Source organism: Streptomyces sp. NPDC002619 (assembly GCF_042889305.1).
GTDB lineage: Bacteria > Actinomycetota > Actinomycetes > Streptomycetales > Streptomycetaceae > Streptomyces.
Genome location: NZ_JBIAQV010000005.1, coordinates 94,852 through 114,440, shown reverse-complemented (window position 1 = coordinate 114,440; position 19,589 = coordinate 94,852). Strand labels below are relative to the sequence as shown.

At 70.5% G+C, this 19,589-nt stretch carries 19 protein-coding genes and 1 pseudogene; 14 read left to right on the top strand and 6 right to left on the bottom strand.

What is annotated here, in order from left to right; all coding sequences use genetic code 11:
* Positions 1 to 173 precede the first annotated feature (173 nt).
* The 3 genes from ACFYXB_RS11590 (at position 174) to ACFYXB_RS11580 (ending at position 3,183) form a co-directional block, all read left to right on the top strand.
* Positions 174 to 1,874 (top strand): lytic transglycosylase domain-containing protein, encoded by a 1,701-nt coding sequence (locus tag ACFYXB_RS11590; RefSeq protein ID WP_389580476.1) that lies wholly within the window; start codon positions 174 to 176, stop codon positions 1,872 to 1,874.
* A 156-nt stretch (positions 1,875 to 2,030) separates the two neighbouring features.
* Positions 2,031 to 2,165: an SPW_0924 family protein gene (locus ACFYXB_RS11585; protein ID WP_389580474.1), complete on the top strand. Its 135-nt coding sequence runs from the start codon at positions 2,031 to 2,033 to the stop codon at positions 2,163 to 2,165.
* A 25-nt stretch (positions 2,166 to 2,190) separates the two neighbouring features.
* On the top strand, positions 2,191 to 3,183 hold the full coding sequence (locus ACFYXB_RS11580) for a DUF3068 domain-containing protein (RefSeq protein ID WP_389580471.1): 993 nt from the start codon (positions 2,191 to 2,193) through the stop codon (positions 3,181 to 3,183).
* Here ACFYXB_RS11580 and hrpB read toward each other — a convergent pair.
* Both hrpB and ACFYXB_RS11570 read right to left on the bottom strand, forming a co-directional pair.
* Positions 3,173 to 5,713 (bottom strand): ATP-dependent helicase HrpB, encoded by a 2,541-nt coding sequence (gene hrpB, locus ACFYXB_RS11575; RefSeq protein ID WP_389580468.1) that lies wholly within the window; start codon positions 5,711 to 5,713, stop codon positions 3,173 to 3,175. The two genes, ACFYXB_RS11580 and hrpB, sit on opposite strands and share 11 nt — an antisense overlap.
* Before the next feature lie 57 nt (positions 5,714 to 5,770).
* A complete protein-coding gene (locus ACFYXB_RS11570) occupies positions 5,771 to 6,580 on the bottom strand; it encodes a class I SAM-dependent methyltransferase (RefSeq protein WP_389580926.1) in 810 nt (269 codons plus the stop codon).
* 369 nt (positions 6,581 to 6,949) lie between these two features.
* On the opposite strand from ACFYXB_RS11570, the gene rpsA reads away from it, so the two are divergent.
* The 5 genes from rpsA to ACFYXB_RS11545 all read left to right on the top strand — a co-directional run bounded on the left by rpsA (position 6,950) and on the right by ACFYXB_RS11545 (position 12,458).
* Positions 6,950 to 8,443 carry a 30S ribosomal protein S1 gene (rpsA, locus tag ACFYXB_RS11565; RefSeq protein ID WP_351347025.1) on the top strand — a complete coding sequence of 498 codons (1,494 nt, stop codon included), beginning with the start codon at positions 6,950 to 6,952 and terminating at the stop codon, positions 8,441 to 8,443.
* Between the two features lie 198 nt (positions 8,444 to 8,641).
* Positions 8,642 to 10,258: an NAD(P)/FAD-dependent oxidoreductase gene (locus ACFYXB_RS11560; protein WP_389580465.1), complete on the top strand. Its 1,617-nt coding sequence runs from the start codon at positions 8,642 to 8,644 to the stop codon at positions 10,256 to 10,258.
* A 134-nt stretch (positions 10,259 to 10,392) separates the two neighbouring features.
* Positions 10,393 to 11,331, top strand: coding sequence for a PAC2 family protein (locus ACFYXB_RS11555; RefSeq protein ID WP_351347022.1), 939 nt, complete (start codon positions 10,393 to 10,395; stop codon positions 11,329 to 11,331).
* Positions 11,332 to 11,391: 60 nt separating this feature from the next.
* Positions 11,392 to 12,027 (top strand): dephospho-CoA kinase, encoded by a 636-nt coding sequence (gene coaE / locus ACFYXB_RS11550; protein WP_389580462.1) that lies wholly within the window; start codon positions 11,392 to 11,394, stop codon positions 12,025 to 12,027.
* A 50-nt stretch (positions 12,028 to 12,077) separates the two neighbouring features.
* Positions 12,078 to 12,458: a tetratricopeptide repeat protein gene (locus ACFYXB_RS11545; RefSeq protein WP_351347018.1), complete on the top strand. Its 381-nt coding sequence runs from the start codon at positions 12,078 to 12,080 to the stop codon at positions 12,456 to 12,458.
* Between the two features lie 111 nt (positions 12,459 to 12,569).
* Here ACFYXB_RS11545 and ACFYXB_RS11540 read toward each other — a convergent pair.
* Positions 12,570 to 12,830, bottom strand: a pseudogene (locus ACFYXB_RS11540) (DUF6343 family protein); the annotation flags it as partial.
* Positions 12,831 to 12,916: 86 nt separating this feature from the next.
* Here ACFYXB_RS11540 and ACFYXB_RS11535 point away from each other — a divergent pair.
* The 3 genes from ACFYXB_RS11535 to ACFYXB_RS11525 all read left to right on the top strand — a co-directional run bounded on the left by ACFYXB_RS11535 (position 12,917) and on the right by ACFYXB_RS11525 (position 15,092).
* Positions 12,917 to 13,780 (top strand): acyltransferase domain-containing protein, encoded by an 864-nt coding sequence (locus ACFYXB_RS11535; protein ID WP_389580458.1) that lies wholly within the window; start codon positions 12,917 to 12,919, stop codon positions 13,778 to 13,780.
* Positions 13,781 to 13,857: 77 nt separating this feature from the next.
* Positions 13,858 to 14,538: a class I SAM-dependent methyltransferase gene (locus tag ACFYXB_RS11530; protein WP_389580923.1), complete on the top strand. Its 681-nt coding sequence runs from the start codon at positions 13,858 to 13,860 to the stop codon at positions 14,536 to 14,538.
* Positions 14,539 to 14,645: 107 nt separating this feature from the next.
* Positions 14,646 to 15,092, top strand: coding sequence for a DoxX family protein (locus ACFYXB_RS11525; protein ID WP_388496696.1), 447 nt, complete (start codon positions 14,646 to 14,648; stop codon positions 15,090 to 15,092).
* 88 nt (positions 15,093 to 15,180) lie between these two features.
* Here ACFYXB_RS11525 and ACFYXB_RS11520 read toward each other — a convergent pair whose 3' ends face one another.
* A complete protein-coding gene (locus ACFYXB_RS11520) occupies positions 15,181 to 15,768 on the bottom strand; it encodes an RNA-binding S4 domain-containing protein (RefSeq protein ID WP_389580456.1) in 588 nt (195 codons plus the stop codon).
* 95 nt (positions 15,769 to 15,863) lie between these two features.
* Between ACFYXB_RS11520 and ACFYXB_RS11515 the strand changes: the two genes are divergently transcribed.
* A complete protein-coding gene (locus ACFYXB_RS11515; RefSeq protein WP_389580453.1) occupies positions 15,864 to 16,565 on the top strand; it encodes a uracil-DNA glycosylase in 702 nt (233 codons plus the stop codon).
* A gap of 25 nt (positions 16,566 to 16,590) precedes the next feature.
* Here the strand turns inward: ACFYXB_RS11515 and ACFYXB_RS11510 are convergent, their stop codons facing one another.
* Complete coding sequence (locus ACFYXB_RS11510) at positions 16,591 to 17,073, bottom strand: GNAT family N-acetyltransferase (protein WP_389580452.1); 483 nt, start codon at positions 17,071 to 17,073, stop codon at positions 16,591 to 16,593.
* On the bottom strand, positions 17,070 to 17,483 hold the full coding sequence (locus tag ACFYXB_RS11505) for a RidA family protein (protein ID WP_389580450.1): 414 nt from the start codon (positions 17,481 to 17,483) through the stop codon (positions 17,070 to 17,072). The genes ACFYXB_RS11510 and ACFYXB_RS11505 overlap by 4 nt, the downstream gene beginning before the upstream one ends.
* Positions 17,484 to 17,875: 392 nt before the next feature.
* Here ACFYXB_RS11505 and ACFYXB_RS11500 point away from each other — a divergent pair, with 392 nt between their 5' ends.
* On the top strand, positions 17,876 to 18,355 hold the full coding sequence (locus ACFYXB_RS11500; protein WP_389580448.1) for a hypothetical protein: 480 nt from the start codon (positions 17,876 to 17,878) through the stop codon (positions 18,353 to 18,355).
* A 4-nt stretch (positions 18,356 to 18,359) separates the two neighbouring features.
* Complete coding sequence (locus tag ACFYXB_RS11495) at positions 18,360 to 19,580, top strand: hypothetical protein (protein ID WP_389580445.1); 1,221 nt, start codon at positions 18,360 to 18,362, stop codon at positions 19,578 to 19,580.
* Positions 19,581 to 19,589 lie beyond the last annotated feature (9 nt).

Genomic DNA, 19,589 nt, shown 5'->3' with positions numbered 1-19,589 from the left:
GCAAGTTGTCGTAGGGTCGCCTGGGTCACCGGGCCCGGGGCGCGGTCGAACACAAGACCGTACGACTCGAAAGACGCAACGGGGGCAACCGCCGTTACGGGTCCATCGTCACAACAGGACGAGGCAGGCAGACGGAGACGGGCGCCACGGCGTCCAGGGGAGGGATTCACTCTATGGCGGCGCATTTCGGCAGGCGGCTGCGCAACGGAGCGGCGACGACCGCCCTGGCCGCGGCAGCGGTCGCGGCTCTCTCCGCGTCCCAGGCCCCAAGCCTCACGTCCGACGGCCACCACGGCACACCGGCCACCGCCGGTGCCGGCACCACGTCGCCGGAGCCCGGCACCGAGGGCAGCGCCACCGGCAACTCGCCGTACTTCACGGACCTGCCGCCGCTGAACAGCCCCAACCCCAGCCCGTCGACGAGCATCGGCACCCCCGTCTCCCAGGGCGCCGCCGAGGCGGGCATACCGGCCACCGTGCTGGACGCGTACAAGAAGGCCGAGGCGGAGTTGCGCGACTCCAAGCCGGAGTGCAACCTGCCCTGGCAACTCCTCGCCGCCATCGGCAAGGTCGAGTCGGGCCAGGCCCGCGGCGGCCGCGTCGACGCCAACGGCACCACGATCAGCCCGATCCTCGGTCCGGAGCTCGACGGCAACGGCTTCGCGCTCATCAAGGACACCGACAACGGCCAGTACGACGGCAACACCGCGTACGACCAGGCGGTCGGGCCCATGCAGTTCATCCCGTCCACCTGGGCCTGGGCCGGCCGCGACGGCAACGGCGACGGTCTGCGGGACCCCAACAACGTCTACGACGCCGCACTCGCCGCCGGGCACTACCTGTGCCGTTACGGCTGGGACCTGTCCACCGAGAGCGACCTGCACAGCGCGATCCTCAGCTACAACAACTCGCAGGACTACCTGAACCTGGTCCTGTCGTGGCTGGAGTACTACCGCAAGGGCACCCACTCGATCCCGGACGGCACGGGCACGCTGCCGCGCAACCGCAGCGACCACCACGGCGGTGCCTCTCCGTCGCCGAAGCCGCCGCACCCGGCGAAGCCGAGCCCCGAGCCGGGCACGAACTCGCCGAGCCCCGGCTCGCCCGGGTCACTCCCGCCGAGCACGCAGAACCCCAGCACGCCCACCGACACGGTGGACCACCTGGCGGACGCGGGTACCACTGGGCTCACCGCGATGGCGGGCGACGCGTTCACCCAGCAGATCAGCACGCGCGCCGAGACCAAGGCGGACAAGGCCGTCGGCAAGGTCCGGGTCCGGTTCACCGTCGTCGGCGACACGGACGCCACCTTCACGGGTGGCGAGACCGTCGCCACGGTCCTCACGGACAGCACGGGCGTGGCCGTCGCGCCGACGCTCCAGGCGGGCGAGAAGACCGGCGACTTCACGGTCCGCGCCACCGTCGTGGGCCGCACGCTCCCGGGCCTCGACTACACGGTGAGCGTCACCCCGCGCTCCGCCGACGCCCTCGCCCGCACCAGCACCACGGCGCTCACCTGCACGCCGGGCGGCGAGTTCGCCGACCAGGTCGAGGTGAAGGCGACGTACGAGGGCGCGGTCGCGGACAAGGTCGCGGCCACCGCCACGCTCATCAAGTCGGCGGACGACACGACCGAGAACGACAAGGGCCCCTACTTCAAGGACGCCGACGGCAATGCCGTACGCACCCTGACCGGCCTCGTGACGGACGCGAACGGCCTGCTCCAGCTGCCCAAGCTGTACGCGGACGACACCACCGGCACCTTCCTGCTCCGCATCACCACCACCGGCGGCGCGACGCTGACCGTCGAGCTGAACGTCGCCGCGGCCGACTCCTCGGCCAGTCCGTCGCCGAGCTCTTCCCCGACGGCGTAACGGCACCTGCGACGACGCTCCGACGAGGGCGCCCCTCCGCTTCGGCGGACGGGCGCCCTCGTCCGTGTGTGCAACGTGTTCTCATCTCGCCCGCCCGTTGCTACGGTGCCGGACCTGACGATGCATCAGTTCCCGACCGTCGGGGGGAGGTCTCGTATGCGTGCCCTGATCGCCGCCGCCATCGGCCTCGCCGTCGCGCTCGCCCTGGTCCTCACCATCACCGCCATGGGCTCGCCGGCCGGCAGCACGTCCCCGAAACCACTGCTGACGACCGTGCCCGCACACCCGTAACCGCCCGTCCGGGAGGGAGGCCGAGATGCGCCGCAAGGCCGGCCTGATCCTGCTCGCCCTCGCCGTGTTCTTCGCGGCGCTGTCCCCGCTGCTGCGCTGGTACGCCTTTCCGTGCCTGGCCAAGGTCCCCCCGAACACGTACCAGGCCATGGTTCTGGAGGCGAAGGACGCCACCCTCCTCGACTACGGCACGATGACGGCGAAGAAGGTCCCCAAGGTCACCATCGTGCAGACCCTCAAGGGCAACGTGCAGGCCTCGGAGAAGATCGAGCGGACGGCGGGCCGCGACGTGGTCGTCTGGGACGGCCTGTCCTATGTGCAGGGACCAGACGGCAAGATGGTCTCCGAGATCCCCGAGCGCTACATCTTCGACGCCCACAGCCAGGAACCCGTCCACGCCACCGGCGAGATCGTCGACGGCGACCCGGTCTCGCGCGACGGCATCGAGTTCAAGTGGCCGTTCCTGACTCAGAAGCGGGACTACGAGTACTTCGACGCACAGGCCCGCACCACCAGCCCCATCCACTACAAGGGCACCCAGGACTTCCGCGGCGTGAAGGTCTACTACTTCGAACAGACCGTCCCCTGGACCAAGGTCCCCTTCCCCAAGGCCATGCCCGTCCAGGGGATCACCCCCGAATCGGTCGCCAGGACGGGCACGACCCGCTGGTACACCACGGTCCGCAGGTTCTGGGTCGAGCCCGTCACCGGGGCGCCCGTCTACGGCGAGGAGATCCACAAGGAGGAACTGCGCGGCGGCACCCTGCTGGGCGGCCGGGACAAGGTGACGGCGTTCGCGGGCCACGTGAAGATGCGGGAGGACTACATCGAGCACACCGTGAACCTCGTCAAGTCCCAGCGCCAGCTCGTCCTCCTGATGACGTCGTACCTTCCGTGGGGCTTCCTGATCCTGGCCGTCCTGCTGCTGTCGCTCGCCCTGTACCTGGAGGCACGCGGCAGGCGGCCGGGCGACCCGGCACCGGCCCGTGCCGCCGAACCCGAGCCGGTCAGCGCCTGAGCCGGGCGTTGGTGTGCCGGGTGGGCTCGGCCGTGGCCGGGTCCTCGGGCCACGGATGCTTCGGATAGCGGCCGCGCAGCTCCGCCCGTACGCCCTTGTAGCCGTCCTGCCAGAAGGAGGCGAGGTCGGCGGTGACGGCGGCGGGCCGGCCGGCGGGGGAGAGGAGATGCACGAGCAGCGGCACGCCCGCCACTGTGGGCGACTCCCGCAGGCCGAACATCTCCTGCAACTTGACGGCGAGAACGGGCTGCTCCGGGTTCCCGTAGTCGATCCGGATTCTGGACCCACTCGGTACGGCGATCCGCTCGGGCGCGAGTTCGTCGAGCCGGGCGGCGTCGCCACTGGCCCAGGGCAGCAGCCGCGCGAGCGCCTGCCCGGCGTCGATCCGGCCGAGATCGGCCCGCCGGCGGGCCCGCCCGAGCTCCGGTTCCAGCCACTCGTCCACGCGCGCGTGGAGGGCCTCGTCCGACGCGTCCGGCCAGGGCTCACCGAGCCGCGTCCGCAAAAACGCCAGCCGCTGCCGCAGGACGCCCGCCTCCGCCGACCACCGCAACAGCCCGAACCCCTCCTGCCGCAGCCCTTCGAGCAGCGCGTCACGCACGGCACCGGGATCGGCGTCCTTCAACGGCCGCACCGCCAACTCGACGGCCCCGAGCCGCGAGACGCGCCGCGCGACGACGTCACCTTCGGCCCAGCGGACCTCGTCCTGCTCCTCGTACAGGGATCCTGCTGCGACCCGGGCAAGCCCCTCGTCGACCACGGCACCGAGCCGTACGCGCGCGTGCCCCTTGCCGAGCGGCCGGTCGGCCACGGCGACGGCGATCCAGCCGGCCCCGCGCAACGGCGAGCCGTCGGGAAGCTCGGCCCGCGTCCCGGAAACCATGCGGTACGACCCACCGTCCAGCCTGGCGACCCGCTCCGGGAAGGCGAGAGCGGCGACGAGCCCGGCGACCTTGTCGTCTCGGGTGGCTGGTCCCACTTCGACGCTCACTGTTGGCTGAGAGTCACGGATGGGCGGATGGGAAACATCGGCGACGACCGCCTGTAGTCGGCGTACTTCCGCGAGCCACCGTTTGGCGTAGGCGTCACCCCCACGCCGGGCAGCCCGCAACGCACCAGCAAGGTCATCGCCGTACTCCCGCGGAACTTCCTCACTGAGCAGCGCAACGACCTCGGCCGCCCCTTCGGAGGAAGCCGCGTCGAGCAGCGCCCGCCCCAGCCGGGGGTGCAACCCCAACCGAGCCAGACGCACACCCCGCGACGTGGCCGAACCGACGGAGTCCACCGCTCCGACGGCCGTCAAGACGTCCCGTGCCGCCGCCATCGCCCCACCCGGCGGCGGATCGAGCAACGCCAGCCCGGACGCGTCCGGATCGCCCCAGCACGCCACCTGGAGCGCGAACGCCGTCAGATCGGCGACCTTGATCTCCGGGGACGGGAAGCGCGGCAGTACCACGTCCTCCGCCTGAGACCAGCACCGGTACACCGCCCCCGGCGCCTCACGCCCGGCCCGCCCCGCCCGCTGCGCTCCCGCCGCCCGCGAGGCCCGTACCGTCGTCAGTGCGCTCAGCCCGCGCGCGTGATCCACCCGAGGCTCCCGCGCCAGCCCCGCGTCGACCACCACCCGTGTCCCGGGAACCGTCAGCGACGACTCCGCGACGGACGTGGCAAGCACCACCCGGCGCCGCCGCCCGGGTGCCAGCACCGCGTCCTGTACGGCGGCCGGCGCCCGCCCGTGCACCTGGAGCACGTCGACATCGCCGAGATGGCTCAGATCCCCCAGCTGTCCGGCCACCCGCGCGATCTCGCCCACGCCCGGAAGGAAACACAGCACGTCCCCCGGCCGCTCGGCCAGCGCCCGCCGGACCACCGACGCCACGTGCGCCAGCAGCGCCGGATCGACCCACATGCCGTGCGACGGCCGTACCGGACGCGCGGGCGGAGCCCAGACCACCTCGACCCCGTGGGCGGCACCCCGGGCCTCGACCACCGGCGCCCCGCCCAGCAGCCGCGCCCATCCCTCGGCGTCCGTTGTCGCCGACGCGGCCACCAGCCGCAGCTCCGGCCGCAGGGTCTCCCGTACGTCCCACAGGAACGCCGCCACCGTGTCCGCGTCCAGATGGCGCTCGTGACACTCGTCGAGCACGACGACGTCGACGCCGGTCAGCTCCTGGTCCCGCTGGAGCCGCTGCAGCAGCACGCCGGTCGTGACGACCTCCACGCGCGTGTGCCGGCCCACGACCCGCTCTCCGCGCACGGTGTAGCCGACGCTCTGGCCGACCTTCTCACCCAGCAGCCACGCGATCCGCCGGGCCGCCGCCCGCGCCGCGATCCGCCGGGGCTCGGCCACGACCACCCGCCGCGCCGGCCCCTCGCCCAGCAGCCCGGCCAGCGCCGGCGGCACCAGCGTCGTCTTGCCGGTGCCGGGCGGCGCCACGAGGACGGCGGTGCCGTGTCCCTCCAGGGCGTCGGTCAGCGCGGGCAGGGCACCGCGTACGGGCAGCGCGTCCAGGGCGTCGTAACGGATCACGCCCCTAGTGTCGTACGGCCCCCCGAACCGCCCTCACGCGCGCGTGCCCGACCGGCCTCAGTCCCGCTCGCACACGAAGATCGCCGTTCCCGGGATCAGATTCCCGCGCAGCGGTGACCAGCCGCCCCACTCGGCGGTGTTCCAGGCCGGCCACTGCGGTTCCACCAGGTCCACAAGGCGGAAGCCCGACGCGACCACGTCTCGCACGCGGTCACCGATGGTCCGGTGGTGCTCGACGTACACCGCCCGGCCGTCCTCGTCCTGCTCGACGTACGGCGTGCGGTCGAAGTACGAGGCCGAGACGCTCAGCCCCTCCGGGCCGGGTTCGTCGGGGAACGCCCAGCGGATCGGGTGCGTCACCGAGAACACGAACCGGCCGCCCGGCCGCAGCACGCGCCGCACCTCCCGCAGTACCAGCACCGGGTCCGCCACGAACGGCAGCGCTCCGTACGCCGAACACGCCAGGTCGAAGGAGGCGTCCGCGAAAGGCAGCGCACCGGCGTCGGCACAGACAAGGGGAAACGATCCGCCGATGCGCAGCGCGTGCTGCAGCTGACGGTGGGAGAGGTCCAGGGCCACCGGACGGGCGCCCTGCGCGGCCAGCCAGCGCGCGCACTGGGCCGCGCCGGCGCCGATCTCCAGGGCGTTCCTGCCCTTCAGCTCCTCCACCGGGCCGAGCAGTTCCGCCTCCACCTCGTCGAGGCCCTCGGGGCCCCATACGAAACGGTCGTCGCCGAGGAACGTGCCGTGCTCGGTCTGGTACTCGTCCGCGTTCCGGTCCCACCAGCCCCGATTGGCCCGCGAGCTCTCCGTGACATCGGCGTCACGCCGGGTGGCTTCCGGTTCGAACGGCTCTGGCTCTTGGATGATCGGCTCCCTCGTCGTACTCTTCCGTGCAACCCGTTCAGGGGAGTGTCACGAATGGGGTCCCTCAGGCCTGCGTGGCCTGGTGGGACGGTTCTTGTGCCGGGTATGCGACGATCCGCCCCGGCTGTGCGCCTTCGCGCATTGACCCTGTCCGGCTGCCCCCGTATGCTACAAGTTGCGCTGCGGGCCTGCGCACCTCAGACGTAGCAGGCTGCGCTCGCATCTGTTGTATGTCCCCTCGGTTCTCGAGGCGCCAACACCAGTCACTGGTGGGGCGCTTCCTTGGCTGTCCGGCTTCATCAGAGCGATACGGGCTCCCGGCGTAGCAGTACCTACGACTTCAATGTCCGTACCGGAGCCCTTTCCCACATGACGAGCAGCACCGAGACCACCGCCACCACCCCGCAGGTTGCGGTCAACGACATCGGTAACGAGGAAGCCTTCCTCGCCGCTATCGACGAGACGATCAAGTACTTCAACGATGGTGACATCGTCGACGGCGTCATCGTCAAGGTTGACCGGGACGAGGTTCTCCTCGACATCGGTTACAAGACCGAAGGTGTCATTCCGAGCCGCGAGCTCTCGATCAAGCACGACGTCGACCCGAACGAGGTCGTCGCCGTCGGTGACGAGATCGAAGCCCTTGTTCTCCAGAAGGAGGACAAGGAAGGCCGCCTGATCCTCTCGAAGAAGCGCGCCCAGTACGAGCGTGCCTGGGGCACCATCGAGAAGATCAAGGAAGAGGACGGCATCGTCACCGGTACCGTCATCGAGGTCGTCAAGGGTGGTCTCATCCTCGACATCGGCCTCCGCGGCTTCCTCCCGGCCTCCCTGGTCGAGATGCGCCGTGTTCGCGACCTCCAGCCCTACGTGGGCAAGGAGCTCGAGGCCAAGATCATCGAGCTGGACAAGAACCGCAACAACGTGGTTCTGTCCCGCCGTGCCTGGCTGGAGCAGACCCAGTCCGAGGTCCGCCAGACGTTCCTCACGACCCTGCAGAAGGGTCAGGTCCGCTCCGGTGTGGTCTCCTCGATCGTCAACTTCGGTGCCTTCGTGGACCTGGGTGGCGTCGACGGTCTGGTCCACGTCTCCGAGCTGTCCTGGAAGCACATCGACCACCCCTCCGAGGTCGTCGAGGTCGGCCAGGAGGTCACGGTCGAGGTCCTGGACGTCGACATGGACCGCGAGCGTGTCTCCCTGTCGCTGAAGGCGACCCAGGAAGACCCGTGGCAGCAGTTCGCCCGCACCCACCAGATCGGCCAGGTCGTGCCCGGCAAGGTCACGAAGCTGGTTCCGTTCGGTGCGTTCGTCCGCGTGGACGAGGGCATCGAGGGTCTGGTCCACATCTCCGAGCTGGCCGAGCGCCACGTGGAGATCCCGGAGCAGGTCGTCCAGGTCAACGACGAGATCTTCGTCAAGGTCATCGACATCGATCTCGAGCGCCGTCGCATCAGCCTCTCGCTGAAGCAGGCCAACGAGTCCTTCGGTGCCGACCCGGCCTCGGTCGAGTTCGACCCGACCCTGTACGGCATGGCCGCGTCGTACGACGACCAGGGCAACTACATCTACCCCGAGGGCTTCGACCCCGAGACCAACGACTGGCTCGAGGGCTACGAGAAGCAGCGCGAGGAGTGGGAGCGCCAGTACGCCGAGGCGCAGACCCGCTTCGAGCAGCACCAGCAGCAGGTCATCAAGTCCCGCGAGGCCGACGCGGCTGCTGCCGCCGAGGGTGGCGAGGCTGCGGCTCCGGCCGCGACCGGTGGCGGTTCGTACTCCTCCGAGGGCCCGGACAACTCCGGCGCGCTGGCCTCGGACGAGGCGCTCGCCGCGCTGCGGGAGAAGCTGGCCGGTGGCCAGAGCTGACGTTCGCCTCAATAACTGGGGTTAGTTAGCAGCTGAGGGACCGCACCTTTCCAGGTGCGGTCCCTTGGTGTTTTGGGGGGTGTGCGCTGCAGCTGAGGTTGTAGAAACGTGTGGGTTACACCAATAACCGATGGGCCGTAACCGGCCATTGGGAGGCTTCCCCGGTCTTCGTTCAAGATCGGAAGGGGAGCCCATCTCATGGCACAGCCTCAGTACGGGTCGGGAACGAGCCGGCGGGTATTCCTCCGTAACGTCGGTATCGCTGGCGGCGCCGGAGCCATGTTCGCCACCATGGGGGCCCTCGGGCTCGCGCCCACGGCCGCCTACGCGGCGGAGAAGGAGGCGCCCTTCCAGGCGCCCCGTCGCAGCGACTTCACCCTTCAGGGACGCGGCCGCAAGCCCGCCGACGTGGTCATCATCGGAGGCGGCCTCGCCGGCCTCACGTCCGCGTTCGAACTGGGCAAGGCGGGCTACGACTGTACGGTCCTCGAGGCCCGGGACCGCGTCGGCGGCCGAAACCTCACCATCCGCGGCGGCGACAGCCTCACGGACATCAACGGTGTCGGCCAGACGGCGAGATTCAGCAAGGGCCAGTACATGAACGCGGGCCCGGCCCGCCTCGCCCAGTGGATGGTCACCCTCGACTACTGCCGCGAACTCGGCGTCCCGATCGAGGTGTTCACCAACACCAATGCCAGTGCGCTCATCTACAACCCGGGCAAGGGCATGACGAAGCCGGTCCAGTACCGGACCGCGAAGGCCGACGTCTACGGCTATGTCTCCGAGCTGCTCTCCAAGGCCACCAACTCCGGTGCCCTCGACGGCGAGTTGACGGCCGACGACAAGGAGCGGCTGCTCACCTTCCTCAAGAGCTACGGCTCCCTCGGCTCGGACTACACGTACACCGGCACCGAACACCGCGGCTTCACGAGCGACCCCGGGGCCGCCGGCACGCCCGGTGAGGAACTCGGCCTCGTTCCCTCCCTGTCCGACGTCTTCGCCTCCAACGTCGGTCGCTACTTCTCCTTCGAATTCGGCTACGACCAGGCCATGCTGATGTTCCAGCCGGTCGGCGGCATGGACCAGATACCCAAGGCCTTCGCGCGCGCCATCGGCCAGGAGAAGATCCGCACCGGCGCGGCCGTGACCGACATCAAGAACACCGGCGACGGCGTCGTCGTGAGGTACACCCAGGACGGCCGCACCCGGGTGATCACGGCCGACTACTGCATCGCCACCCTGGCACCACACCTCCTCGCCAGGACCCCGCACAACCTCGGTTCCGAGGTGCAGAAGGCGCTCCTCGCCGTGAAGCCCTCGTACGCCTCCAAGATCGGCCTCGAGTACAAGAGCCGCTGGTGGGAGAAGGACTTCAAGATATTCGGCGGCATCACCGAGACCGACATGGACCTGGACCACATCTGGTACCCGTCCTACGGCCACCTCGGCGACCGCGGTCTCCTCATCGGGTACTACAACACCGGCGCCCACTCCGACGTGTACTCGGCGCTCACCCCGGCCGAACGCCTGGAGCGCGCCGTGGCCCAGGGCGTCATGATCCATGGCGACAAGTACCGCACCGAACTGGCCGCTTCCTTCTCCCACCAGTGGAAGCTCGCCCCGTACCTCGAGGGCGCCTGGCACTCCATGCCCGGTGGCCCCGACGCGCCGGCGTACGCGCCGCTCAACACGGCGCAGGGCAACGTGTACTTCGCCGGTGACTACCTCAGCTACCTGGACGCCTGGCAGCACGGGGCCATCACCTCCGCGCGCAAGATCGTCACGGAGCTCCACGCGCGCGTGCTCGCTTCCTGACACCAGGTGTGACCCCGGCGGTTCAGCCGAGCCCCAGTGACGCTCGGGTGCCGTCGTGGACGGTCCCGGGGGAGCGGGAATGCCCACGTCCCCCGGGGCGTTCATCAAGGGGAACACGAGGAGGAGCGGTCACAGTGCTTGATCCGCAGGGTTTGTACGCATGGGAGCCGAAGGGGCTGGCCGTCGTCGACATGGCGCTCGCCCAGGAATCGGCCGGACTAGTCATGCTCTACCACTTCGACGGATACATCGACGCGGGCGAGACCGGCGACCAGATCGTCGAGCGGCTTCTCGACTCGCTTCCCCACCAGGTCGTGGCCCGTTTCGACCACGACCGGCTCGTGGACTACCGGGCCCGCCGCCCGCTGCTGACGTTCAAGCGCGACCGCTGGACGGAGTACGAGGAGCCCACCATCGAGGTGCGCCTCGTCCAGGACGCCACCGGAGCACCCTTCCTGCTGCTGTCCGGCCCCGAACCGGACGTGGAGTGGGAGCGATTCGCCGCCGCCGTACGGCAGATCATCGAGCGGCTCGGCGTCCGCCTCTCCGTGACCTTCCACGGCATCCCCATGGGCGTCCCGCACACCCGCCCCGTGGGTGTCACCCCGCACGGCAACCGCACCGACCTCGTCCCGGGTCACACCAGCCCCTTCGACGAGGCGCAGGTGCCCGGCAGCGCCGAGGCGCTCCTCGAGTACCGCCTCATGGAGTCCGGGCACGACGTGCTGGGCGTCGCCGCGCACGTTCCGCACTACATCGCCCGCTCCCCGTACCCGGACGCGGCGCTGACCGTCCTGGAGGCCATCACGGCCGCCACCGGGCTGGTCCTCCCCGGCATCGCGCACGCTCTGCGCACGGACGCGCACCGCACGCAGACCGAGATCGACCGGCAGATCCAGGAGGGCGACGAGGAGCTCACCGCCCTCGTCCAGGGCCTCGAGCACCAGTACGACGCCGTTGCGGGCGCCGAGACCCGGGGCAACATGCTCGCCGAACCGGTCGACATCCCGTCGGCGGACGAGATCGGCCGCGAATTCGAACGCTTCCTGGCGGAGCGCGAGGGCGACAACTAGAACCCGGGGGGTTGCAGGCCGCCGGGCGCCTCGTCGGCGGCAGGGCCTAGGCTGGCGCCCATGCTGAAAGTTGGTCTCACCGGCGGGATCGGCGCCGGCAAGAGCGAGGTGTCGCGGCTGCTCGTGGAACGCGGTGCCGTCCTGATCGACGCGGACCGGATCGCGCGCGAGGTCGTGGCGCCGGGCACTGCCGGTCTCGCGGCGGTGGTCGAGGCCTTCGGCAAGGGGATCCTCGCCCGGGACGGCAGTCTCGACCGGCCGAAACTGGGCTCGATCGTCTTCGCCGACCCGGAGAAGCTGGCCGTCCTGAACTCGATCGTCCACCCCCTGGTGGGCGCCCGCTCCCGTGAACTGGAGAGCGCGGCGGCCGACGACTCCGTGGTGATCCACGACGTCCCTCTCCTCGCCGAGAACGGCCTCGCGCCGCTCTACGACCTCGTGGTGGTCGTCGACGCGAGCCCCGAGACCCAGATCGACCGGCTCGTACGGCTGCGGGGCATGGCCGAGGAGGACGCACGCGCGCGTATGGCCGCGCAGGCGACCCGGGAGAAGCGGCTCGAGATCGCCGACGTCGTCATCGACAACGACGTACTCCTGGACGCCCTGGAACGGCGCGTGGACGACGTATGGGCCGACCTGGTGCGCAGGGCGCGCTCGGCGACCCAGAAGGCGTCGCAGGAGGTGTCCCAGGAATAGCGGGCCTTCGACGGGGCGTTGAACGGGTTCATGGAGGGAAGGATTTCCCCGTGCCCGAGATCAGTGGTTCGAACGGACGTACGCCGGAGACGCATGTCATCGACTTCCGTGCCGCCGAGCAACTGCTCAACGCACGGGACCCGAGGGGCGCGGTGAAATTGCTCGACGGAGTCATCGCCGCGCATCCCGAGAACACCGCAGCCCGGCTGCTACGCGCGCGTGCCTTCTTCGCGGCCGCGCAACTGCGGCCCGCCGAGCTGGAGTTCACCATCGTCCTGGAACGCGAGCCGGACAACGCGTTCGCGCACTTCGCGCTCGCCCGCACCTACGAGCGCCAGGGACGTCACGATCAGGCCAAGCGTCACTTCCGCCTGGCGGCCGCACTGGACCCGAACCCGCAGTACCTGAAGGCGGCGCGGTTCGACTCCTGAGCGCCGGCCCGGTGGACCGGTGGGGCAGCACGGACGGCGTTCGGTTGGTCACGGGTGCCGGTGCCGTGGCGGGAAACGATGCGGCGGGCGGGTCCCCGGTGGGCGGTAGGGCGGACGGCCGTCCGGCGGGGAGTACGGCGGGACGTCCCGGCCCGGCTGGTAGTGCGGGCCCTGCCGGATGTGTCTGAGGATCATGGTCATGTCGATGGTGGCCACCAGCCACAGCGCCCCGCAGGCGGCCGCCCAGCCCGGCCGTCCGACCAGCGCGAACGCCGCCGTGCCGAAGATCGCCCAGACCAGCCCCCACAGGCTCAGCCAGAACCGGGCGCGCAGTGCACTGCGCGCCGTCGACGGCTCACTGCCCGTACGCATCGGGATCACTACTCCTCCCTGCAACGTACTCTTCGACGGAGCCGTTCACCAAAGGGTTCAGCCGCTCATCGAAGGGGGACCGCGCCGTGCTGCCCGACGCCGACGACCTGCCCGAACTGCTTCTCGACCTCGCCATACCCCACGACGACATCAACGAACTCGTCGCCCTGCGGCGCGCGGTGACCGGCGACCCCGGCACTTCCCGGCTCCTGGCGGAGTGCGTCGAGGAGCTGGTCAGGGACCTGGGAGAGCCCGGCCGGGACTCCCACCTCGCGGCTCGGGCCGCGGAGGCTCCGGCCGCGCTCGGCGCCTACTTCGCCGTGTACGTCTTCGTGGCCGCGCTTCCGTGCACGCGCGCTTACCACGACGAGCGCGGCATCCCGGCCGAGGTCTCCCGGCGCACCCTCGCCGACCTGGGCCGCAACATGGCCGTGTACCGCAGACGGCACGGCGCGGGCGGCATCCAGGCGGTGCGCTGGCTCACCCACCACTTCCGTGGGGAGCTGTACCAGCTGGGCCGGCTGCAGTTCGAGCGGGCGCGGCCGGGGGAGCGTTCGCCTGGTCTGAACCTGCACATTCCCGATTTCCACGGACCGCTGACACCGAGCGCCTGTGACCGGTCCCTGGCCCTGGCACGGGAGTTCTTCGCGCGGCACTTTCCCGAGGAGCGGTACGAGACCGCCGTCTGCCACTCCTGGCTGCTCGATCCGCAGCTGAAGCAATACCTGTCCACGGACTCCAACATCGTGCGGTTCCAGGAGCGGTTCCGCGTTGTTCGCGAGGACACGGAACCCACCGACAGCGAGCCCGTGCAGTTCGTGTTCGGGGATCCCGAGTTGGCGGTGGCGGACCTGCCGCGGCGCACGTCCGTAGAGCGGGCCGTGGGGGACCATCTGCGGGCGGGCGGCCACTGGTACATCGGGCACGGGTGGTTTCCGTTCGGGGAGTAATTACTCGAACGAGTGAACCGCTGCGATGGGGGAACGGCCGTGCGGAGGCGGGCCGTTGTTCGGGCATGACGGTTGAAATGCGTGAGGGGTACGAGGGGACAGGACCCGGTGCGATCACACCGGACGGCTGCGCGGTGGAGCTGTACTCGCGGTTGCCGGTGCGGGACGAGCCGGAGGTCATCGCGGCGGCAGTGCCGGCCGGTGCGCACGTCCTGGAGCTGGGCAGCGGAGTGGGGCGGGTGACCCACCCTCTGCTGGAGCGCGGGTTCAGGGTCACGGCGGTGGACGAGTCGGCCGAGATGCTGGAGCGCGTCCGAGGGGCGCGCACGATATGCAGCCCGATCGAGGATCTCGACCTGGGCGAGACCTTCGACGTGGTGATGCTTGCGTCGTTCCTGGTGCACGCAGGGGACGTCGAGGTGCGGCGGGGGCTGCTGCGCACCTGCGCCCGGCATGTCGCTGACGGCGGCTGTGTGCTGATCCAGCGGGAGGGCGAGGACTACCACACGAACCTGCCGCGCGAGCGTGTCGACCCGAGCGGCTTCACCCTGCGGATGGTGTCCGCGGAGCCGGTCGGGGACGGGGTGAACTCGGTGCGTGCGGAGTATGTGTTCCCGGACGCGGTCTGGACACAGACGTTCCTGGCCCGGCCCCTGACGAAGGAGGAGTTCGAGGAGGCGCTGGCGGAGGCGGGGCTGGAGGTGGACGAGTATCTGACACCGGACCGGGTGTGGGTGCGGGCGCTGCGGGCGGCGTGACAAATCCCGACGGCATCACAAATCCCGGCGGACGGCGATGAGTTCTCGGGCAGGGACCGGTCTACCTCTGTGACAGCAACAGGGACCGCCTCACCCAGGAGAACCCCATGTCCGAGACCACCGCTCCCGTCACCTCCGCCGCCTCCGTCGCCGAGTCCGCGACCGCCCGTGGCCGTCGTGCCCGCATCGCCCTGCGCGGCCTGCAGGTGCTGCTCGCCCTCTTCTACGGGATCGCGAGCGCGCTGCCCAAGCTGATCGCGCACTCTTCCGCCGTCGAGTCCTTCGACAAGATCGGCTGGGGCAGTGCGGGCATGTACACCATCGGCGCGCTCGAACTCGCCGGTGCGGTCGCCCTGTTGGTGCCGCGCCTGCAGTCGGTGGCGGCGATCGCGCTGAGCGCGCTGATGGTGGGGGCGTTCATCGTGCAGCTCGCCGTGTTCGACGGCCAGTACGCGGCGACGCCGCTCATCCTTATCGTCCCGCTGGCCCTGATCGCCTGGGCCCGGCGCGGACAGAACGTGGAGCTGCTGCGACTGGTGCGACGGCGGCCGTGACCCACAGGACGCGGAGACGTCCGGCGGGCCACGGGGGGCCGGCCGGGCGTTTCCGCTGCACGTTCGCGGGCGCCGAGGCCGGTGTGGGTCACCTGCTCCTGGGGCGCCCGTCCGGGCCGAGCCCGCGCAGGGCCCGGAGGCGTTCCAGCTCACGGCGGTCACGCTTGGTGGGGCGGCCGGTGCCGCGGTCACGGAGGCCGGCGGGGGCCACGTTCTCGCGGGGCGGGGGCGGCGGGGAGTTGTCGATGTAGCACTGGACGGCCACGGGGGCGCCGACGCGCTTGCGGATGAGGCGTTTGACGATGACGACCCGCTCCCGGCCCTCGTGCCGCAGGCGCACCTCGTCACCTACGCGCACGGAGTACGCGGCCTTCACGCGCTCCCCGTTCACGTGCACGTGCCCGCCACGGCAGGCGGTGGCACCGAGGGACCGGGTCTTGATCAGCCGCACGGCCCAGATCCAGCTGTCGATGCGGACGGTCCCCCCGCTCCCCGGCCCGGCGGCTTCGGCGGCAGCAACGGCAGCGGCGACCTTCGGGTCCACGGCGTCGGAGGCGTCGGCGGTTCCGACGGTCTCGCCGTCGGACGCCCGCTCCCGGAGTGCGTCGGCCCGCTCCGGGGGCGCCGGGGTGCCGGTTCCGCGGTTGCCGTGCTCGTCCGTGTCATCCGAAGCCATGTCTTCGACCTTAGCTCTCCGAGCCGGGTGACCCGGAGGAGTTTTCGGCGCCCACCGCCCCCGGACGCGTCCCCGCCCGGGCATACCGTGGGGCCATGAACAGCCGCAGTGGCCTCGCCGAGCTCGACCGGTGTGTCGCCGGGTGCCGGGCCTGTCCGCGGCTGGTGGCCTGGCGGGAGGAGGTGGCCCGTACCAAGCGGGGCGCCTTCGCCGACTGGACCTACTGGGGTCGCCCAGTGCCCGGCTTCGGCCCGCCCGACGCACCCCTGCTGATCATCGGCCTCGCCCCGGCCGCGCACGGCGGCAACCGCACGGGCCGTATGTTCACCGGTGACCGGTCGGGGGACGTGCTGTACCGGGCGATGTACGACGTCGGACTCGCCTCGCAGCCCACGTCCGTCAGCGAGGGCGACGGGCTGGAACTGTACGGGGTGCGTGTCACCTCGCCCGTGCACTGCGCGCCGCCCGACAACAAACCGACCCCCGGGGAGCGCGACACCTGTCGCCCCTGGCTGGTGCGGGAGCTGGAGCTGCTGCGCCCGACCCTCCGGGCCGCCGTCGTGCTCGGTGCCTTCGGCTGGCAGGCCGCGCTCCCTGCGTTCGCCGAGGCGGGCTGGCCGGTCCCGCGCCCCCGGCCCGCCTTCGCCCACGGAGCCCGGGTGTCCCTTGGCGACGACCTCACCCTCTTCGGCTGCTTCCACGTCAGCCAGCGCAACACCTTCACCGGCAAGCTGACTCCCGAGATGCTGAGGGAGGTCCTGTGGACGGCGGCGGAGACGGCGGGACTGGGGAAATGACGGCGAGGACGCCGTCGTACGGACGTTACGGTGCTCCGGTGTCCTGTGCTGAGGGCCGCCACACGTACCGGACGTCCGGCTCCCGCTCCTCGTTTCCGCTGCCGTCCGTGAACTCGGCGGCGACGAAGCCGTGTCGTTCGTAGAAGCGGTGGGCGGGCTTGTTGACCTGGAAGGTCCACAGGGTGAGGCCTTCCGGGCTGCGCTCCTTGGCCAGGGCGACGAAGCGGCCGCCGATGCCGCGGCCGCGCCAGTCCGGGGCGAGGTAGAGCTGGGAGAGCAGATCGCCGTTGAGGACCATCAGTCCTACGACCCCGGCTCCGCCGGCCGCGTCGGCCACCCAGGCCTCCCGGTGCGGCACCACCACGTCCCGGATGTAGTCACGTACCTCGTCGTCGGTCCGTGGCCGTACGACCGTGGGCAACGCGGCGGCGAAAGACCGAAGATAGACGTCGGCGACGCGGGCGGCGTCGGAGGCGACCGCGCGACGGAGGGCTATGGCGGCGCTCATGACCCCGACTCCTCGGGGACGACCGCCGTTGCGGTGATCTCCACCAGCTGGCCGGTGTACCCGAGACAGGCCACCCCGAGCAGTGTCGAGGCGTGCGGCCCGGTACTGAGCCCGGACGCCTCCACCACCTCCCACACCTCGGAGAGCACGGCGGGATCACTGCTCACGACGTACACGTCCGTCGTCAGGACATCCGCCAAGTCGCTTCCCACGGCCTTGAGTTGCTCGCCCAGATTCGCGAGCACCTGCTCGGTCTGCCGCACCGGGTCCCCCGGCCCGACGATCTCCCCCTTCGCGTCCAGCGGCACGGCCCCGGCCAGGAACGCGAGCTTCGTGCCCGCCTCCACCACGGAGGCGTGGGAGTAGGTCGGGGGCGGGAAGAGGGCGGGAGCGGTGACGCGCTGGATCACGGGGACTCCTGGCGTGGACGGCGGGCAACCCACCGATCATCCGGGCCGTCGCTTCCGCCCGCATCCCTATTTCCACTTCCGCCCGCATCTCCGATTGCTACGAGCGCGTCGCGGCGACAAACAGCAGGGACCCGGAAGATCCCGCTCTCCGGGCGCCCGAGGAACAGCTCCAGGGCGAGGCGGGTGTCGGAGTCGGTGAGGGCGCAGGTCGTCGTGACGTACTGCGTCGGACTGCCGCGCACCTGCACGGCGGCCGGGGTGGTGATCAGCGAGTTGTCCGGAAGCAGGGAATCCGGCTGAAGCGGGAGGATCCCGGCGATACACTCCCGTGCGTCCGGCGCAGCGCGCCGAGGGGGCCGACACGCGCGCGATGCGCGTGACAAGGGGGGACCATGCACAGCTCGAACGCCATTGATGTCGAACGGATCCTCGCCATGGTCGACGCGTCGGCCGCCGTGGTGGCTCCGGAGGACCGGGAGGACCTGTTCGAGGAATTCGCCGAGGACCTGCGGGAGACCGGCCGTGTTCCGGGGGACGAGTCGGCCCCGCTCGACGACGCCGATGCCGGCATCGCCGACACCCATGTGTTCCTCGGGATCGGGCTCACCCTCCTTGGACAGCTCGCGGTCAAAGTCGTGTCCGTGGTCACCGACATGGCTGTCGAGCGCGGTATCAGGGAGGCCGTGGCCTTCGTGGTGAAGCTGCTCCGCGGGGACGAGCCGGGGCAGCCCTCCGTGGACGACGTCGCCGACGCGATCGCGCCTCGGCTGCCCGCGTCGGCCGCACTCGACGAGGAGACGCTGCGCGTCATCGTGCGGTCCCAACTGGAGGCGTGGGCCAGGGCCGAGAGCCGTCAGACCGACCAGGCGTAGGAGCATGGAGACGGCAGCCGGCCGCACCACTGGTGCGATCGGACCGGTCGCCCATGGCCGGTCGCGCCAGGCGCGCTCGCTCACTCACGCTCTCCGCCTGCTGTGGGCAGTTCTGTTCGCACCCTTCGTACTCTTCGCCCTGGCCGTGGTGACCATCGGCCAGGAGGACGATCACCCGGTCTCCAACCGCTTCGCTGTCCTGCTGTACGGCATCGCGGCCGGCTTCCTGCCCGTTGCGGTCGTGCTGCTGGGGATGCTCCAGGCCTGGGCCAGGCATTCGTACAACCATCGCTTCAGTGGCACGAAATACCGCCCCGTGGTGTGGTCCGATCCGGGATGGGCGCGGGTGCGCGCCGTGTTCGTCTCGGCCGGGCTGGATCCGGAGCGCCTGCGTGCCGTGAGTGTCTGGGACCCGAAGGGGAACCTGCGGGCGCGTCATATAGCCCGCCCGGCACCGGGACGGATGGGCCGGATGAACGACTGGACCGTCCCTCGCTACAGGGTGCTGTTCGCTGTGGGCGGCGTCGCCGGGATCGCCCTGGCGGTCTTCCAGGACAGGATCTCGGAGTTCACCGACACCGCGGTGTTCACCGTGTTCCTCGTCTGTGCCGTGATCGCCATGCTCCCCTTCGCCTGGATACACGGTTCCCGGCAGGTCCGGCTGAATCTGCGGGACCCGGACACCGTCGTGGTCATTCCCATGGAATGGCGGCCACGGCTGCGCCGCGACCCGAAGACCACGGTCCGGCTGCTGCACGAGGTCTCGCATGTACGGCACGACGACCCGGGCAAACGGCGTGTCCTGGCCATATGCCCGGGTGTCGGGCAGTGCTTGGCGTTCCTCAATGTCGCGCCGGTCTCCTCGCTGGTGGGGAACCTGCTGGTCGTCGGCGTCAGCGCCATCGGCGTCGTCACACTGGGGGTCATGAGCGTACGGCGTGCGGCACGGCTCATCCCGCTCGTTCAGGAGCTGCGCGCGGATGCCGAGGCGTGCGGGGACGCCGAAACCACCTCTCATATGGCGGAGTTTCTCCAGGACTTGCAGGCCAAGCACCCGAGCGAGGAGAAGCGGCTCCGGCTCGCGTCACTCGCCGACGACTCGCTGGTTCTTCCACTGAAACGGCGGCTGATACGTACGACCGTGATGGCGGCGGGCTACGTTCTGCCCGTCGTCGTCACTGCGGTCTGTGAATTGGCGGGCGTTTTGACGATTTCGATTCAGTAGGGCTGCGGG

What these genes read in the sequence shown, in the direction of transcription:
- ACFYXB_RS11580 (WP_389580471.1), top strand. Translation starts at nt 2,191, where the DNA reads ATGCGCCGCAAGGCCGGCCTGATCCTGCTCGCCCTCGCCGTGTTCTTC.
- ACFYXB_RS11515 (WP_389580453.1), top strand. Translation starts at nt 15,864, where the DNA reads ATGAACAGCCGCAGTGGCCTCGCCGAGCTCGACCGGTGTGTCGCCGGG.
- ACFYXB_RS11500 (WP_389580448.1), top strand. Translation starts at nt 17,876, where the DNA reads ATGCACAGCTCGAACGCCATTGATGTCGAACGGATCCTCGCCATGGTC.
- ACFYXB_RS11530 (WP_389580923.1), top strand. Translation starts at nt 13,858, where the DNA reads ATGCGTGAGGGGTACGAGGGGACAGGACCCGGTGCGATCACACCGGAC.
- ACFYXB_RS11525 (WP_388496696.1), top strand. Translation starts at nt 14,646, where the DNA reads ATGTCCGAGACCACCGCTCCCGTCACCTCCGCCGCCTCCGTCGCCGAG.
- ACFYXB_RS11495 (WP_389580445.1), top strand. Translation starts at nt 18,360, where the DNA reads ATGGAGACGGCAGCCGGCCGCACCACTGGTGCGATCGGACCGGTCGCC.
- ACFYXB_RS11590 (WP_389580476.1), top strand. Translation starts at nt 174, where the DNA reads ATGGCGGCGCATTTCGGCAGGCGGCTGCGCAACGGAGCGGCGACGACC.
- ACFYXB_RS11560 (WP_389580465.1), top strand. Translation starts at nt 8,642, where the DNA reads ATGGCACAGCCTCAGTACGGGTCGGGAACGAGCCGGCGGGTATTCCTC.
- coaE (WP_389580462.1), top strand. Translation starts at nt 11,392, where the DNA reads ATGCTGAAAGTTGGTCTCACCGGCGGGATCGGCGCCGGCAAGAGCGAG.
- ACFYXB_RS11520 (WP_389580456.1), bottom strand. Translation starts at nt 15,768, where the DNA reads ATGGCTTCGGATGACACGGACGAGCACGGCAACCGCGGAACCGGCACC.
- ACFYXB_RS11510 (WP_389580452.1), bottom strand. Translation starts at nt 17,073, where the DNA reads ATGAGCGCCGCCATAGCCCTCCGTCGCGCGGTCGCCTCCGACGCCGCC.
- rpsA (WP_351347025.1), top strand. Translation starts at nt 6,950, where the DNA reads ATGACGAGCAGCACCGAGACCACCGCCACCACCCCGCAGGTTGCGGTC.
- ACFYXB_RS11585 (WP_389580474.1), top strand. Translation starts at nt 2,031, where the DNA reads ATGCGTGCCCTGATCGCCGCCGCCATCGGCCTCGCCGTCGCGCTCGCC.